Raw genomic sequence first — 15,268 nt, forward strand, 5'->3', positions numbered from 1 at the left:
CCCCGCGGGTGGGGCACCAGGACGGATCGGGTGGACGTCGGGACCCGTCAGGCGGGATTCAGGCCTTCGTTGACCGCGGACAGGGGACGCTTGGGCTTCTGCGCCACGTCGCCGCCGCGCATGGCCTCCTCCAGCGGCTCCGGGCCCTTGCGTAGGAGCTTGGCGAGATAGTAGCTGCCGAAGCCGAAGATGAACGCGTAGGCGATCAGGAACGCGACCAGCGAGGTCGTCACGGCATTGACCGTCAGGGGCGAGTGGGCGTCCGCCGTGCGCAGCTGCCCGTAGACGATGTAGGGCTGGCGCCCGATCTCGGCGGTGAACCAGCCGAACAGCACCGCGCCGAAGCCGGACGGCGTCATCAGCATCGCCGCGTTCAGGAACCAGCGGTTCGTGTAGAGCGTGCCGCGCCAGCGCAGGTAGAGGCTCCACAGGCTCAGGCCCAGCATCGCCATGCCGATCGCGACCATGATGCGGAACGAATAGAACACCGGCCAGACCGGCGGGCGCTGGTCGCGCGGCACGTCCTTCAGGCCCGGCACCACGCCCGAGAAGTCGTGGGTGAGGATGAAGCTGCCCAGCCGCGGGATGCCGATCTCGAAGTCGTTCTTCTCCGCCTCCATGTTGGGGATCGCGAAGAGCAGCAGGGGCATGTTGTCCTGCCGGTCCCAGTTCGCCTCGATCGCCGCGAGCTTGGTCGGCTGCAGCTTGAGCACGGCGAGGCCGTGGCTGTCGCCGACGAAGATCTGGATCGGCGTGAAGATCACCGCGAACCAGAGCGCCATGGAGAGCGAGAGCCGGGCGCCCGCCACCTTCTCGGCCGGCTCCTTGCGCGCCCGCAGGATCATCCAGGCCGACATGCCCGCCACCGCGAAGGCCGTGGTGAGGAAGCAGCCCAGCACCATGTGGGCGTAGCGGATCGGGAAGGACGGGTTGAAGATCACCTTCCACCAGTCGGTGGCGATGGCCCGGCCGTTCTCGACCACGAAGCCGTCCGGCGTCTGCATCCAGGAATTGGCCGACAGGATCCAGAAGGCCGAGATCAGGGTGCCGATCGCCACCATGCAGGTCGAGACGAAGTGCAGCCGGTCGCCGACCCGGTCCCAGCCGAACAGCATGATCCCGAGGAAGCCGGCCTCCAGGAAGAAGGCCGTGATGACCTCGTACTGGATCAGCGGCCCGAGCACGTTGCCGGTGAAGTCGGAATAGCGCGACCAGTTGGTGCCGAGCTGGTAGCTCATCACGATGCCGGAGACGACGCCGAGGCCGAAGGAGACCGCGAACACCTTCACCCAGAACCGGTACAGGTTCCGGTACATCGGGTTCCCGGTCCAGAGCCACTGCGCCTCCAGCCGGGCGAGGAAGCTCGCCAGCCCGATGGTGAAGGCCGGGAAGATGATGTGGAAGGCCATGGTGAAGCCGAACTGGATGCGCGAGAGCAGCAGCGCGTCGACTTCCATGGCGAACCTCGTCCGAAGCGGGGCCCGGAATCAGGGGCCCCTGGAACAGCTATAGCGTGAAGAGCGCAGAGCTGCATCCGGTTCGCGAATCGCGATGGGGTCGCACCGGCCCCCGGGGCGTCAGCGCCGCGGCAGCAGGCGGCGCGGCGCGCGGGCCAGGGTCGCCACCCCGAACAGGCCGAGGGCCACCACCCCCGTCAGGCCGGCCACGAGGAGGTCGCGGTCGCGGCTGGTCCAGTAGGCGCTGCGCGTCGACTTGGTCCGGTCCGAGAAGCGCCCGTCGATGCCGACATCGCCCGGCACCGGGGCGAACAGGTTGCCGGCCTTGTCGGGGGCGGGCGCGTCGGTGAGCTGGGCCGACCACATCGTGGCGGCCTTGGAATCGGCGTAGCCCGGCATCAGGGCCTGGGCGGCGGCCATCATCACCGTGCTGTGCCCGACCCAGACCTCGCGGCTCGGCTTGTCGGCGGTGGCGACGATGGCCTCGGCGCAGAGGCGCGGATCGTAGACCGGGTCGGGCGCATACTGGCCGTGGCCGGTGCGGTTGCGGGCCCAGTTGAACTGCGGGGTGTTGACGGCGGGCAGGTAGACCACGCTCAGGGAGACGTCCACGCGGTCGTGGATCAGCTCGGAGCGCAGGGCGTCGGTGAAGCCCGAGACCGCGAACTTCGCCGCGCAATAGGGCGCCTGGAGCGGGGCGGCGCGGATGCCGAGCCCCGACGAGACCTGGATGATGGCGCCGCGGTTGCGCGGCTTCATGTGGCGCAGGGCCGCCAGCGTGCCGTAGACCTGGCTCAGGTAGGTCGTCTCGGTGACGCGCCGGTACTCCGCGGGCGTGATCCGGTCGGCCGGGTTGACGATGGTCGCCATAGCGTTGTTGACCCAGGCCCGGATCGGCCCGAACTCGCGCTCGATCCGCTCGGCGGCGGCATCGATCGCCTCGGCGTCCGCCACGTCGGCCGAGATCGCCAGGACGGGACGGCCATAGGCGATCAGGGCGGCCTCCGTGTCGCCCAGACGGCCGGCGTCGCGGGCGATGACCGCCACGGCCCAGCCCCGCCGGGCGAAGAGATGGGCGGTGGCGAGCCCGATTCCGGCGGTTCCCCCGGTGACGACCGCGACCTTCATGATGTTTCATCCTCGGTGAGCACGTGGCGCCAACGGGTTCGGGGGCGACCTGGTGCCGGCGGGGATGCGTGCCCAAACGACACGGGGGGACGAGGCTCAGCGAAAACCCTCCCCCCTCTGCGGGGGCGGGTGCCTGCGGAGCAGGCGGGAGAGGGGGCGACCTCTCCGGACAGGGCGTTCCCCTCTCCCGACCCTCGCTGACGCGAGGGCCACCCTCCCCCGCAGAGGGGGGAGGGGCTCTTCCGCGCTGAACCGAGGCGGGCCGGAGCTGTGACTCAGGCAGCCTGACCCTGCCGGGATTCCGATGCCTTCGCGCCCCGCTTGCGCGCCGCCGCCCCGGCCATCCTGGCCGTCCCCTGGTCCGACAGATCCCGGCCCCTGCCGTCCTTGACCTCGGCGAGGCGCGCCTGGAGCAGGCCGAGCACGGCGGCCTCCTCGGGCTTGAGCCCCTGGAGATCCTCGCGCAGCTCGTCCTCCACCGCGTCCTTAATCTGCAGCAGGAGGGCGCCCTCGAGGTAGCAGTCGAGCACCTGGGGGTGGATGTAGCACTTGCGGCAGATGGTCGGCGTGTTGCCGAGCCGCGCGGCGACGCCCTCGATGGCGGCGCGCAGGTTCTTCTTGGCCTTGGCCTCGCTGTCGAAGGCCTCGAATTCCTGCAGCGCCAGGGCGGCCAGCACCGTGCCCGCCCAGGTCCGGAAATCCTTGGCGGTGATGTCCTGGCCGGTGATCTCGCGCAGGTAGGCGTTGACGTCCGCCGAGGTCACGTCGCGCACGGTGCCGTCGGCGTCGCGGTACTGGAACAGCTCCTGGCCCGGCAGGTCCTGGCAGGCCTTGACGATGCGGGCGACGCGCCGGTCCTTGAGGCCGAGGTCCCAGGTCTTGCCGCTCTTGCCCTTGAACCGGAAGGTGAGCGCCGAGCCCTCGATCCGGGCATGCCGGTCGCGCAGGGTGGTGAGGCCGAAGCTCTTGTTGGTGCGGGCGTAATCGTCGTTGCCGACCCGGATCAGCGTGGTCTCCAGGAGGTGGACCACGGTGGCCAGCACCTTTTCACGGGGGAGGTCGCGCCGGCCCATGTCAGCATCGACCCGGGCGCGGATCGCCGGGAGCGCGTCGGCGAAGGCCATGACGTGCTCGAACTTGGTGAGGTCGCGGGCGGCGCGGAAATCCGGGTGGTAGCGGTACTGCTTGCGTCCCTTGGCGTCGCGGCCCGTCGCCTGGATGTGGCCGTTGGCCCGGGGGCAGATCCAGACGTCGGTATAGGCCGGCGGGATCGCGAGGGAGCGGATGCGCGCCAGGGTCTTTGCGTCCCGCACCGGCTGGCCCCGGGCGTCGCGATAGGCGAAGCCCGTGCCGCTCTTCCGGCGCGTCAGCCCCGGCATGGCGTCGTCGACGTAGCGCAGGCCCGCCTCCTCGGCGGCGTCGCGCGGGTCGGCGACCGTGCCCTCTTCGTCGCGCGCCGTGGCCATGCTCCGGTTCCGTCCCTCGTGGTGTCTCGTTGGCCGTCAACGGGGCCGCGCCATCCCCTGTTCCGGGCGGGGCATGCTACAAGGCGTCCGATGGATCATCCCGCTTCCGGCACCAGGCCCCGGCATCTCGTCCTCCTCGCCCCCGACGATGCGGGCTTCGCGTCCCGCTTCCTGCCCCTGGTCGCGGCAGCCCGGGCCGCCGGGCTGGCCGCGACGGTGGTGACGCGGGTGGCGGCGCATCGCGGGGCGATCGAGGCGGCGGGCGCCCGGGTCGTGCCCTTCGCGCTCGGGACCTCGCGCATCAACCCGATGGCGGCGGGCTACGAGGCGGGCCAGTTCGCCGGCATCCTCAAGGCCCTGGAGGCCGACCTCCTGCACGCCATCGGCCTGCGGGCGATCGTGGTCGGCGGCACGGCGGCGGCGATGTCGGGCATCGCGGCGCGGATCTACCAGCCCGACGACCTCGCGGCGCTGGGCGCCCGCACCGATGCCGCCGGGCGCCTGACGCGCTTCGGCCTGCGTCAGGCCCTGCGCGGCCCCCTCGCCACCCGGAGCACCCGATACCTCTGCGAGACCGCGGCCGATGCCGCCGCCCTCGGCCTCGACCCGGCCGATACGGCGCTGGCGCTCGCGGATGCGGACGGACCGAGGGAGGACGGGCTGGGCGCGGCGGCCGCCAGCCTCTACGGCGAGTTCGGCCGGGCATGAGCGTGGAATCATGACGCCGTCGGCTGATCCCCTCGCCTTCATCCGGGCCAACACCCGGCTGCGCCCGGTGCCGCACGCGCCCGAGATCGTCCTGCACGTGGCCGACGAGGCCACCGAGCTCTGGCAGAAGACCGAGGACGAGCTGGAGGCGATCGGCCTGCCGCCGCCGTTCTGGGCCTTCGCCTGGGCCGGCGGGCAGGCGCTCGCCCGCTACGTCCTCGACAATCCCGGCCTCGTGGCGGGGCGCCGGGTGCTCGACTTCGCCTCCGGCTCGGGTCTCGTCGCCATCGCGGCGGCGCGGGCCGGCGCGGTCCACGTCACGGCCAGCGACCTCGATCCCTTCGCGATCCCGGCCATCGGCCTCAACGCGGCGGCCAACGGCGTCGCGGATCGGATCGAGGCGGTGTCGCGGGACCTCGTCGGCTCCGATCCGGGCTCGGCCGTGGTGCTGGCCGCCGACATCTTCTACGAGCGGGACCTCGCGGCCCGCGTCACCGGCTGGCTCTCCGGCCTGCATGCCCGCGGCGCCACCGTGCTGGTGGGCGATCCCGGCCGCTCCTACCTGCCCCGCGACCGGCTCACCGAGCTCGCCACCTACGCGGTGCCGGTGAGCCGCTCCCTGGAGGATGCCGAGATCAAGCGCAGCAGCGTCTGGCGCTTCAGCGCCTGAGCCGCCCTCAGAACCGGCCGCGGCGCTGCGCGTCGAGGCTCCAGGGACCGGCGCCGGCGGCGGCGAGGTAGAGGAAGACGAAGCAGAACAGGATCGCGGCATCGCCCCCGTTGAGCGCCGGGAACGGGCTCTTCGGCGCGTGCGCCAGGAAGTAGGCTACCGCCATCTGGCCCGAGAGCAGGAAGGCCACCGGCCGGGTGAACAGGCCGAGGACGATCAGCGTCCCGCCCACCAGTTCGAGGCAGCCGGCGATGCCCGGGAGGGACAGGAGATCGGGCGCGGGGCCGCCACCCATCCGCATGGGAAAGCCGAACAGCTTCTGGGTGCCGTGCTCGAGGAAGAGCAGGCCGGCCATGATCCGCAGGACGCTGAGCAGGCGCGGGGCCCAGGTCGTCGACAGGTTGGCGAGGGACATGGGCGAACGGCCTCCGGCGATGGGCGCGTCGCGCGGCTGGTGCCGGCGCGAAGCCGCCGAGCCATACCGCACTGCACGCGACGGGGCGAGCCTCGGGGGACAATCCGGCGGGGATATCCGGCCCCGCATCCCCCATTCACATCCCGTCGTCGAAGTCCGGCGGGCCGAGGCGGCGCCAGGCGGCGGCGATGCGCTCGGGCTTGGTGTCGAGGGCCTCGGCGCAGGCGAGGAGCGTGCTCTCGTCACTCATGATATGATCGAGGATGCCCGCCAGGAAGCCGGGGTCCTGCGCGCTGGCCCGCAGGGTCTCGGGCGTCGCCCCGGTGGCGTTGAGGAAGGCGAACAGGCGCTCGTCGTCGGTGGCCATCCAGGCGAGCGCCGCCAGGGCCACGCCCTCTGCGGAATCGTCTCCGCCCGTGGGTTTGCGTTTCGTCAACATGTATCCGCTAAATCTCCTGAGGCGGGGCATGCGTCGAACGACAATGGGCCGTCCACGCACCGGGAACAACGGGCCATGAAGAAGACCGTGCTCATCGTTGAGGACAATGAACTCAATATGAAGCTCTTCAACGACCTGTTGGAGGGCCATGGCTACGCCACGTTGAAGACCGCCAACGGCATCGAGGCGATCGAACTCGCCCGGGCCCACCGCCCCGACCTCATCCTCATGGACATCCAGCTGCCCGAGGTGTCCGGCCTCGAAGTCACGAAGTGGCTCAAGGAGGACGACGACCTCAAGGCCATCCCGGTGATCGCGATCACGGCCTTCGCCATGAAGGGCGACGAGGAACGCATCCGCGAGGGCGGCTGCGAGGCCTACCTCTCGAAGCCGATCTCGGTGGCGAAGTTCCTCGCCACCGTGCGCCAGTACCTCGGCGACGCCAGGGGCGCCTGACCCGCACGCCTCGCTCGAAGCGTCCCGACGGCCCAGTAGTACGACCCTGCGCGAGGAACGATGTCGGCCCGAATCCTGATCGTCGATGATCTCTTCCCGAACGTGAAGCTCCTGGAGACGAAGCTCTCGATGGAATACTTCGACGTTCTGGCGGCGATGAACGGCCCCGACGCGCTCACCATCTGCGAGAAGGGTCTCTGCGACCTCGTCCTCCTCGACGTGATGATGCCCGGCATGGACGGCTTCGAGGTCTGCCGCCGGCTCAAGAGCAACCCCAACACGGCCCACCTGCCGGTGGTGATGGTCACCGCCCTCGACCAGCCCTCCGACCGCCTGCGCGGCCTCGATGCGGGCGCCGACGACTTCCTGACGAAGCCCATCGACGACACCGCCCTGTTCGCCCGGGTGCGCAGCCTGGTGCGCCTGAAGGCGGTGACGGACGAGCTGCGCTCCCGTGCCGTGGCCTCGCGGGATTTCGGCATCGGCGATCCCCTGGCCCTGGCGGCGGCCGAGACCGGCCTTAACGCCTCGATCCTCCTCGTGGAGGACCGCCCCGGCTCGGCCGACCGCCTCGCGGCGGCGCTGGGCCAGCACCACACGCTGATGGTGGAGGCGGACCCGCACAAGGCCCTGGTGCTGGCCGCCGAGGGCAGCTTCGACCTCGCCCTGGTCAGCCTCGACATCCAGGGCTTCGACGGCCTGCGCCTGTGCAGCCAGCTGCGCTCCCTCGACCGCACCCGCCTGATGCCCGTGATGATGATCGCCGAGGAGCACGACCGCGCCCGGGTGATCCGGGGCCTCGAATTCGGCGTGCACGACTACCTGATGCGGCCGGTGGACCGGAACGAGCTCGTGGCCCGGGTGCGCACGCAGGTGCGCCGCCGCCGCTTCTCGGAGGCCCTGCGCGGCGCCGTCCAGGCCTCGATGGAGCTCGCCGTCACCGACGGGCTGACGGGGCTGCACAACCGGCGCTACCTCGACAGCCATCTCGGCGCCCTGTTCGGCGAGGCGGCCCTGCGCAACCGGCCGGTGGCGGCGCTGATGCTCGACATCGACCGCTTCAAGTCGATCAACGACACCTACGGGCACGAGGCCGGCGACGAGGTGCTCAAGGCCTTCGCCGAGCGCATCCGCACCCATACGCGCGGCATCGACATCGTGGCCCGCTACGGCGGCGAGGAGATCGTCATCGTCCTGCCGGATGCCGAGGCCGAGGGCGCCTACGCCATCGCCGAGCGCATCCGCGAGCGCATCGAGGCGGTGCCGTTCGCGATCCAGCGCGACACCCGCACGGTGCCGGTGACCGTCTCCATCGGCGTGGCCTGGCGCCGGGCCGAGGATGCCGGGCCGGCCGACATGCTCAAGCGCGCCGACCTCGCCCTCTACCGGGCCAAGAGCACCGGCCGGAACCGGGTCGAGGCGGCCGCGGCCTGAGACCCGGCCGGCGGCAGGGCCGCCGGCGGCGGGGCCGCTACTGCAGCTGGTGGCCCTTCTTGGCCATCTCGGCGCGCACGCGGACCATGATGTATTCCGACACGTCCTGGGTCCAGGTCTGCATCGCCTGGACCATCTCGTCGAGCACCTGCGGCTGGGTCTCGACGTAGCGCTTGCCGGCGGGCGAGCGGAAGAAGGTCGCGATCTCGTTCAGCTCGGACTCGGACAGGCGCGAGGCGTAGATCCGGGCGGCGGTGTCGATCATCGCCTGCTTCTGCATCTCCATCTCGGGCTCCAGCGCGGTCAGGACCGTGTCGAGGTCCTTGGTGATCTCGGGCCGGGTGACGGCGCCCTGGCGGATGCGGTCGCTGAAGGCGGGGATGATCGAGTCGAACGACCGGGCGATGCCGGAATTCAGCATGACCTCGCGGGCGAGGGCGAGGTGGTTGGCCGAATAGGCCGGACTCTGCGCGGCGGGGGTGCTCGGGGCCGGCGCGGGGGCGGGCGGCTTGGCGCCGGGCTTGGCCGCCGGCGGCTTCTGCGCCGGGGCTTGCGCCAGGACTTGCGCCGGGGCGCTCAAGGGGGCGCTGGCGAGGACGAGGGCGGCCAGGGCGGCGAGGCGGCGGGACATGGCGGACGCTCCGGAAGGGGTTCGGCGACGGGGTTCGGCGATGGGAAGGATGTGCGGAGAGGGGGCGGGTTCAGACGGTGCCGAGCCGGCTCACCACCGCCTGCCCGTCCCGCGCCTCGGCCAGGATGGCCCCGCTGGCGAGGCCGAGGAACAGGCCGTGCTCGACCACGCCCGGCACCGCCCAGAGGGCACCCGAGAGGGCCTCGGGATCGGGGATGCGCCCGAGATGGGCGTCGAGGATGTGGTGGCCGCCATCGGTGAGGAAGGGCGCGCCGTCCCTGGCCCGCAGGACGAGTTCGCCGGTGCAGCCGCTCGCCTGAAGGGCGGCGGCCACGGCCCGCCGGGTGGCGCCGAGGCCGAAGGCGTTGACCTCGACCGGCAGGGGGAACGCCCCGAGGGTCTCCACGCGCTTGGCGGCGTCCGCGATCACCACCATCCGGCGGCTGGCGAAGGCGACGATCTTCTCGCGCAGCAGCGCGCCGCCGCCGCCCTTCACCAGGCGCATCGCCCCGTCGATCTCGTCGGCCCCGTCGATGGTGAGGTCGAGCTCGGGCAGCTCCTCCAGGGTGGCGAGGCGGATGCCGGCGGCCTCCGCGGCGACCCGGGTCGCCTCCGAGGTCGGCACGCCGACGACGTCGAGGCCGGCCCGGACGCGGGCGCCCAGCAATTCGACGAAGACGTTGGCGGTGGAGCCGGTGCCGATCCCGAGCCGCATCCCGGGGGTGACGAGCTCGACGGCGACCTCGGCCGCCGCGCGGCGCAGATCCGGCCCGCTCACGCGAGGGCTCCGGGGGCCGGGAAGGGGAGGGCGTGCGGCATGGGACGGCTCGGGCGTGGGACGAAGCGGCGGGGAACGGATCGAACGGCGCGCGCCGCCGGGCGGGCGCGACCGGCTGCCCCTAGCACGCCGGGCCGGCCGCTCCAACGCGGCGCGGGCCGGGATCAGGGCAGGACGTGATGGGGCGGGACGGGTTCAGGGCCGGCCGCCCTGCGGCGGCGTGGCGCTCGGGCCCGCCCGGCCCGGGGCGGCGCCGGTGGCCGGGGCCTCGTCGGCCCCCGGGCTCGCCGGGTTGGCCTGCGCGGTGCAGACCACGGCCTCCTTCTGCAGCTGCACGTAGCAGATGCTCATCTCGCCGGTGCGGTAATTGACCCGGAACACCCCCGCCTCGCGGGTGTGGCGGGAGGCCACGAGGCCGTATTCCGAGGGGGCCTGGGCGCTCGCGCCCTCGCCGGCACCGTAGCAGACGGTGACGCCGACGCTGCCCACCGCGCCCTCGCGCAGGCCGTACTGGCAGGAGGTGACCTCGCCCGTGACCTTGTCGACCCGGTAGACCCGGTTGAGGTCGATCTGGGGGGCCGGCACGAACTCGAAGGAGGCGGCCCAGGCCGGGGCGGCGAGCGCCGGCAGGAGGCCGGCCGCGAGGGCGAGGGCCCGGGCCGGGCGGGCGGACATCGGACGCAGGATCGAACGCATCGGGAGCCTTCGTGAATGCTGGGGTGCGCGGGGGCGACGGTCTGGACGGGAGACCGCATAGCGCTAGCCCGGCCTTGCGGCGCAACCGTGGCCCGCCCGGACCCGGGAGACCGAACCCGGTAGACAAGGCGGCGGGCCGCCGCCGCGCCCTTGGACTGGCGGCGGGCCGCCGCCGCGCCTCTGGACTGGCGATGAAAACGCCTCGCGATCCCGCACCTGTGCGGGCTCCGCGCGGTGATGCCGCTGGCGTCGTTCCGCCAACATGCTAACGGGGTTGGCCATGTTCGACGCCGTCGCCGCCCTCCACGACATCCTCGAGAACCTGGACCGCGATGCCCGCGAGGCGACGCGCCTGCGGGCGGTGCTGGTGCCGGAGCTGCGACGGGTCATCGAGCTGGGGCGGGCGGATGCCGAGGAGCGCCTCCTGGAGGAGCGCGACGGCATCGCCTGCGCCCAGCGCCTGAGCCGGCTCACCGACGCGGTGATCCGCACCATCCACGACGCGGTGGTCTGGCGGCTCTACCCCAACGACAACCCCTCCACCGGCGAGCAGCTCGCCGTGGTGGCCACCGGCGGCTACGGCCGGGGCACCATGGCGCCGGGCTCGGACATCGATCTCCTGTTCCTGCTGCCCTACAAGCAGACCGCCTGGTCCGAGAGCGTCGTCGAGGCGATGCTCTACGTGCTGTGGGACCTCAAGCTGAAGGTCGGCCACGCCACCCGCTCGGTCGAGGAGTGCCTGCGCGAGGGCCGGGCCGACATGACCATCCGGACCTCGCTCCTCGAGGCCCGCTACCTGTTCGGCACCCGCGCCCTGTTCGAGGAGCTCGTCACCCGCTTCGACACCGAGCTGGTGATGTGGACCGCGCCCGAATTCGTCGAGGCCAAGCTGCGCGAGCGCGACGCCCGGGTCTCGAAGGCGGGCGCCTCGCGCTACCTCGTCGAGCCCAATGTGAAGGACGGCAAGGGGGGGCTGCGCGACCTCAACACCCTGTTCTGGATCGCCAAGTACACCTACCGGGTCCGGGACCAGAGCGAGCTCGTGGCCGCCGGCCTGTTCACCCCGGAGGAGTACCGGGTGTTCGAGCGCTGCGACGAGCTCCTGTGGCGGGTGCGCTGCCACATGCACTTCGTCACCGGCCGGGCCGAGGAGCGCCTGTCCTTCGGGCTGCAGCCGCGGATCGCCGAGCGCTTCGGCTACGAGCCGCGCGGCGGCCTCTCGGGCGTCGAGCGCTTCATGAAGGCGTATTTCCTCATCGCCAAGGAGGTCGGCGACCTCACCGCTATCGTCTGCGCGGCGCTGGAGGCGCGCCACGCCAAGCGCACGCCCGTGCTCGACCGCTGGATCGGCCGGTTCCGCGACCGCTTCCGCGCCACCGCCATCGAGGCGGAGGACTTCGTCGACGACCACGGCCGCATCAACCTGCGCGACGCCGACGCCTTCAGCCGCGATCCCGTGAACCTGATCCGGCTGTTCTGGCTCGCCGACCGCCACAACCTGCCGATCCACCCCGACGCCACCCGGGCGGCCAACCGCGCCTTGCGCCTGATCGGCCAGTCCCTGCGGGCCGACGAGGAGGCCAACCGGCTCTTCCTCGACATCCTGACCTCGAAGAACTCGCCCGAGACCATCCTGCGGCTGATGAACGAGGCCGGCGTGCTCGGCCGCTTCATCCCGGATTTCGGCCGCATCGTCGCGATGATGCAGTTCAACATGTACCACCACTTCACGGTGGACGAGCACCTGCTGCGCGCCCTCGGGGTGCTCTCGGCGATCGAATCGGGCCGCACCGAGGAGGAGCATCCGCTGGCGACCCGGCTCATCGACACGATCAGCCACCGGCGGGCGCTCTACGTCACGGTGCTGCTGCACGACATCGCCAAGGGCCGGCCGGAGGACCATTCCATCGCGGGGGCGGCGATCGCCGAGAAGCTCGGGCCGCGCTTCGGCCTCACCGCGGCCGAGACCGAGATGGTGGCCTGGCTGGTGGAGCACCACCTGCTGATGTCGATGACCGCCCAGAGCCGCGACCTCTCGGACCCCAAGACCATCGAGAAGTTCGCCGGCGTGGTGCAGACCCTGGAGCGCCTGAAGCTCCTCACCATCCTGACGGTGGCCGACATCAAGGCCGTGGGCCCCGGCGTCTGGACCGCCTGGAAGGGCACCCTGATCCGCACCCTCTACGACGAGACCGAGGTGGTGCTCTCCGGCGGCCATTCCGAGATCGCGCGCACCGACCGGGTCCGCCTGATCCAGATGGCCCTGCGCGAGCAGCTCAGCGACTGGCAGTCGGAGGCGTTCGACGCCTACGCGGCGCGCCACAACCAGGCCTACTGGCTCAAGGTCGACACCACGCGCCAGTTCAAGCATGCCGGCTTCGTCAAGGCGCTGACGGCCGAGGGGCGCACGGTGGCCACCGCCACCGAGACCGATCCGGTCCGCGGCGTCACCGAGCTGACGATCTACTCGCCCGACCATCCGCGCCTGCTCGCCATCGTCACCGGGGCCTGCGCCGCGTCGGGCGGCAACATCGTCGACGCGCAGATCTTCACCACCACGGACGGCTTCGCCCTCGACTCGATCTTCATCTCGCGCGCCTTCGAGCGGGACGAGGACGAGCTGCGCCGGGCCGGACGCATCACCACCGCCATCGAGAAGGCCCTGCGCGGCGAGATCCGCATCGCCGACCTCGTGGCTGACAAGCACCCCCCGAGCGAGCGCTCGCGCACCTTCCTGGTGCCGCCCGACATGGCGATCGACAACGCCCTGTCGAGCCGCGAGACCGTGATCGAGATCACCGGCCTCGACCGCCCCGGCCTGCTCTACGAGCTGACCACGGCGCTGAGCCGGCTCAGCCTCAACATCACCTCGGCCCACGTGGCGACCTTCGGCGAGCGGGCGGTGGACGTGTTCTACGTGACCGACCTCACCGGCACCCGGGTGACCCAGCCCGACCGCCAGGTGGCGATCCGGACCGCCGTGATGGAGGTCTTCGCCGGCGACGTCGCCGCCCTGCGCGCGGAAGGGCTCGATGCGCTGATCGACTCGCCGCCCCCGCGCGAGGCCTGAGCCCGGCCCGGAGCCGGGGCGCGCGCAGGGCCCGAGCCCCCGCGCGCTTGATTTCGCGGCGCCACCGCCTGATATCAGCGCCAACCCCGAACCTGAATTTCCCTGACGAAACCCCATGATGGCGAACGACATGCACGACGAGCGGCGCGATCCGGCCCAGGCGGTCGAGGAGACCCAGGGGGCCGCGCAGACCGAGGGCTCCGGCGAGGCGATGCAGGGCGAGGCGCTGGCCCCCCTCGTGGCCGAGCGCGACGAGCTGAAGGACCGCGTCCTGCGCACCCTGGCCGAGATGGAGAACCTGCGCCGGCGCACCGAGCGCGAGGTCGCCGATGCCCGCGCCTACGCGGTGACGAACTTCGCCCGCGACCTCCTGAATTCCGCCGACAACATCCGCCGCGCCCTGGAGAGCATTCCCGAAGCCGACCGGACGAGCGCCGACGGCGCCTTCAAGGCCCTGATCGACGGCATCGAGCTCACCGAGCGCGACCTCGCCAAGACCCTGGAACGGCACGGCGTCAAGCTGATCGAGCCGAAGGGCCAGCGCTTCGACCCCAACCGCCACCAGGCGATGTTCGAGGTGCCGGACCCCGAGGTCCCCACCGGCACCGTCGTGCAGGTGATGCAGGCCGGCTACATCATCGGCGACCGGGTCCTGCGCCCGGCCCTGGTGGGCGTGGCCAAGGGCGGCCCGAAGCCGGCCGCCACCCCGGCCGACGCCGCCTGAGCGTGGCGCCTGTGACCCTCCCCCCTCTGTGGGGGAGGGTGCCTGCGGAGCAGGCGGGAGAGGGGAAACCCTCTCCGGAACCGTCGCTGCCCTCATCCGACCCGCTTCGCGGGCCACCTTCTCCCGCGGAGGGGAGAAGGACCTTGCGACCGGGTCGAACGGTCGCCCCTAGCGCAGCTGCACGCTGTCGACGATCTCGCGGAACTTCGCCAGGACGCCCTCGCGCTTGTCGGCTTTCACGACGCCGACGGCGCGCAGGTAGCCGTCCGGGGCGAAGCGGATGGTCTGTGAGATGACCACCGGCGTGCTCGAGGCGGTGTCGACCGCGCGCGCCACGATCTCGTGCCAGTCGACGCCGTTCTGGCGGTAGCTCTGGGCCCGCTCGATCACGAAGTCCTTCATGGTCTGGTTGGAATACAGCGCGGCGCGCGCGAAGGCGTCGCGCTGCTCCGTGGCCGGCGGCGGCTGCACTGCCTGGGCCAGCACCAGGATCGGCTGCTCCAGGCCGAGCATCTCGTCCTTCGTGCCCTGGGTCATCAGCACCGAGTTGCCGGCGAGCACCCGCACCGGGCGGAAGCCCGCGTCGTTGCCGATCCGGAAGGGCAGGGCGGCGACCTGCTGCTCCAGGGTGAGCGCCGGCCGGATGTGGATGCCGGTCAGCAGCCGCTTCATGGTCTCCTCGGTCTCGGCATCGGGCGTCGCCTGCGCGATGATGATGCCGGTGACGGTCGGATCGCCCACGAGGAGCATCCACTTCTTGATGGCCGGGGTCCCGGCCGATTCCACCGCCGGCTGCTCGCCCGTGAACAGCACCGCGTCGACGTCGCCCGCGACCTTGATGGCCTGGCGGCTGCTGACGACGAAGCCCTGGGCCTTCAGGTTCGAGTCGGTGAAGTTGGTCTCGAGGTCGGCGAAGGCGTTGGCCGGCAGCTCCACCACCGAGACCGTCGCGCCGCCCTCCAGCCGCTCCAGGCCGGAGAAGCGCTTCGACGAGACCATGTCGGAGGGCGGGTCGAAGCCGAAGCGGGAGCTCGGCGGGAAGACCGGGTCCGCTGCCAGGGCCGGCACGGCCAGCCCCAGGGCGAGGACCAGGATGGACACCGGACGAACGAGGTTACGCAGACGCATCGAATCGATTCTCCGCAAGGCTCCGGTCTCGCGCCGGGCAGGTCCGCCGGGTCGCCCCTGGCGGGGCA

15 protein-coding genes are annotated in these 15,268 nt (G+C 71.7%); 6 read left to right on the forward strand and 9 right to left on the reverse strand.

Annotated elements, in window-relative coordinates; genetic code table 11:
* Positions 1-47: 47 nt before the first annotated feature.
* The 3 genes from ACXJY8_RS19615 to ACXJY8_RS19625 form a co-directional block, all read right to left on the reverse strand.
* Positions 48-1,457, reverse strand: coding sequence for a cytochrome ubiquinol oxidase subunit I (locus tag ACXJY8_RS19615; protein ID WP_463772452.1), 1,410 nt, complete (start codon positions 1,455-1,457; stop codon positions 48-50).
* Positions 1,458-1,577: 120 nt separating this feature from the next.
* A complete protein-coding gene (locus ACXJY8_RS19620; RefSeq protein WP_463772454.1) occupies positions 1,578-2,585 on the reverse strand; it encodes an SDR family oxidoreductase in 1,008 nt (335 codons plus the stop codon).
* A gap of 275 nt (positions 2,586-2,860) precedes the next feature.
* Positions 2,861-4,051 carry a DNA topoisomerase IB gene (locus tag ACXJY8_RS19625; RefSeq protein ID WP_463772457.1) on the reverse strand — a complete coding sequence of 397 codons (1,191 nt, stop codon included), beginning with the start codon at positions 4,049-4,051 and terminating at the stop codon, positions 2,861-2,863.
* Between the two features lie 90 nt (positions 4,052-4,141).
* Between ACXJY8_RS19625 and ACXJY8_RS19630 the strand changes: the two genes are divergently transcribed.
* Together ACXJY8_RS19630 and ACXJY8_RS19635 are read left to right on the forward strand one after the other, a co-directional pair.
* Positions 4,142-4,759, forward strand: coding sequence for a hypothetical protein (locus tag ACXJY8_RS19630; protein ID WP_463772460.1), 618 nt, complete (start codon positions 4,142-4,144; stop codon positions 4,757-4,759).
* Between the two features lie 10 nt (positions 4,760-4,769).
* Positions 4,770-5,429: a class I SAM-dependent methyltransferase gene (locus ACXJY8_RS19635; protein ID WP_463772461.1), complete on the forward strand. Its 660-nt coding sequence runs from the start codon at positions 4,770-4,772 to the stop codon at positions 5,427-5,429.
* A gap of 7 nt (positions 5,430-5,436) precedes the next feature.
* On the opposite strand, the gene ACXJY8_RS19640 is transcribed toward ACXJY8_RS19635, so the two are convergent.
* Together ACXJY8_RS19640 and ACXJY8_RS19645 are read right to left on the reverse strand one after the other, a co-directional pair.
* Entirely contained in the window at positions 5,437-5,844 is a 408-nt protein-coding gene (locus ACXJY8_RS19640) for a DoxX family protein (protein ID WP_463772464.1), read from the reverse strand.
* Positions 5,845-5,980: 136 nt separating this feature from the next.
* Positions 5,981-6,283: a DUF3572 domain-containing protein gene (locus ACXJY8_RS19645; protein ID WP_463772469.1), complete on the reverse strand. Its 303-nt coding sequence runs from the start codon at positions 6,281-6,283 to the stop codon at positions 5,981-5,983.
* Between the two features lie 75 nt (positions 6,284-6,358).
* On the opposite strand from ACXJY8_RS19645, the gene ACXJY8_RS19650 reads away from it, so the two are divergent.
* Both ACXJY8_RS19650 and ACXJY8_RS19655 read left to right on the forward strand, forming a co-directional pair.
* A complete protein-coding gene (locus tag ACXJY8_RS19650; protein ID WP_463772472.1) occupies positions 6,359-6,739 on the forward strand; it encodes a response regulator in 381 nt (126 codons plus the stop codon).
* Positions 6,740-6,799: 60 nt separating this feature from the next.
* Complete coding sequence (locus ACXJY8_RS19655; protein ID WP_463772475.1) at positions 6,800-8,173, forward strand: PleD family two-component system response regulator; 1,374 nt, start codon at positions 6,800-6,802, stop codon at positions 8,171-8,173.
* Positions 8,174-8,210: 37 nt separating this feature from the next.
* On the opposite strand, the gene ACXJY8_RS19660 is transcribed toward ACXJY8_RS19655, so the two are convergent.
* The 3 genes from ACXJY8_RS19660 to ACXJY8_RS19670 form a co-directional block, all read right to left on the reverse strand.
* Complete coding sequence (locus tag ACXJY8_RS19660) at positions 8,211-8,804, reverse strand: DUF2059 domain-containing protein (RefSeq protein WP_463772479.1); 594 nt, start codon at positions 8,802-8,804, stop codon at positions 8,211-8,213.
* A 70-nt stretch (positions 8,805-8,874) separates the two neighbouring features.
* The gene (rpiA, locus tag ACXJY8_RS19665; protein WP_463772481.1) at positions 8,875-9,582 is read right to left on the reverse strand and encodes a ribose-5-phosphate isomerase RpiA; all 708 of its coding nucleotides are present in this window, start codon (positions 9,580-9,582) and stop codon (positions 8,875-8,877) included.
* Positions 9,583-9,777: 195 nt separating this feature from the next.
* Positions 9,778-10,278 (reverse strand): hypothetical protein, encoded by a 501-nt coding sequence (locus ACXJY8_RS19670; protein WP_463772486.1) that lies wholly within the window; start codon positions 10,276-10,278, stop codon positions 9,778-9,780.
* A gap of 280 nt (positions 10,279-10,558) precedes the next feature.
* Between ACXJY8_RS19670 and ACXJY8_RS19675 the strand changes: the two genes are divergently transcribed.
* A complete protein-coding gene (locus ACXJY8_RS19675; protein WP_463772490.1) occupies positions 10,559-13,348 on the forward strand; it encodes a [protein-PII] uridylyltransferase in 2,790 nt (929 codons plus the stop codon).
* 115 nt (positions 13,349-13,463) lie between these two features.
* Complete coding sequence (gene grpE / locus ACXJY8_RS19680) at positions 13,464-14,072, forward strand: nucleotide exchange factor GrpE (protein WP_463772492.1); 609 nt, start codon at positions 13,464-13,466, stop codon at positions 14,070-14,072.
* A 168-nt stretch (positions 14,073-14,240) separates the two neighbouring features.
* On the opposite strand, the gene ACXJY8_RS19685 is transcribed toward grpE, so the two are convergent.
* Positions 14,241-15,200, reverse strand: coding sequence for a hypothetical protein (locus tag ACXJY8_RS19685; RefSeq protein WP_463772496.1), 960 nt, complete (start codon positions 15,198-15,200; stop codon positions 14,241-14,243).
* Between the last annotated feature and the right edge of the window lie 68 nt (positions 15,201-15,268).

It is taken from the genome of Methylobacterium sp. TK31, from assembly GCF_055361545.1.

Coding starts and splice junctions, on each gene's coding strand:
- ACXJY8_RS19615 (WP_463772452.1), bottom strand. CDS start 1,457: ATGGAAGTCGACGCGCTGCTGCTCTCGCGCATCCAGTTCGGCTTCACC.
- ACXJY8_RS19620 (WP_463772454.1), bottom strand. CDS start 2,585: ATGAAGGTCGCGGTCGTCACCGGGGGAACCGCCGGAATCGGGCTCGCC.
- ACXJY8_RS19625 (WP_463772457.1), bottom strand. CDS start 4,051: ATGGCCACGGCGCGCGACGAAGAGGGCACGGTCGCCGACCCGCGCGAC.
- ACXJY8_RS19630 (WP_463772460.1), top strand. CDS start 4,142: ATGGATCATCCCGCTTCCGGCACCAGGCCCCGGCATCTCGTCCTCCTC.
- ACXJY8_RS19635 (WP_463772461.1), top strand. CDS start 4,770: ATGACGCCGTCGGCTGATCCCCTCGCCTTCATCCGGGCCAACACCCGG.
- ACXJY8_RS19640 (WP_463772464.1), bottom strand. CDS start 5,844: ATGTCCCTCGCCAACCTGTCGACGACCTGGGCCCCGCGCCTGCTCAGC.
- ACXJY8_RS19645 (WP_463772469.1), bottom strand. CDS start 6,283: ATGTTGACGAAACGCAAACCCACGGGCGGAGACGATTCCGCAGAGGGC.
- ACXJY8_RS19650 (WP_463772472.1), top strand. CDS start 6,359: ATGAAGAAGACCGTGCTCATCGTTGAGGACAATGAACTCAATATGAAG.
- ACXJY8_RS19655 (WP_463772475.1), top strand. CDS start 6,800: ATGTCGGCCCGAATCCTGATCGTCGATGATCTCTTCCCGAACGTGAAG.
- ACXJY8_RS19660 (WP_463772479.1), bottom strand. CDS start 8,804: ATGTCCCGCCGCCTCGCCGCCCTGGCCGCCCTCGTCCTCGCCAGCGCC.
- ACXJY8_RS19670 (WP_463772486.1), bottom strand. CDS start 10,278: ATGCGTTCGATCCTGCGTCCGATGTCCGCCCGCCCGGCCCGGGCCCTC.
- ACXJY8_RS19675 (WP_463772490.1), top strand. CDS start 10,559: ATGTTCGACGCCGTCGCCGCCCTCCACGACATCCTCGAGAACCTGGAC.
- grpE (WP_463772492.1), top strand. CDS start 13,464: ATGATGGCGAACGACATGCACGACGAGCGGCGCGATCCGGCCCAGGCG.
- ACXJY8_RS19685 (WP_463772496.1), bottom strand. CDS start 15,200: ATGCGTCTGCGTAACCTCGTTCGTCCGGTGTCCATCCTGGTCCTCGCC.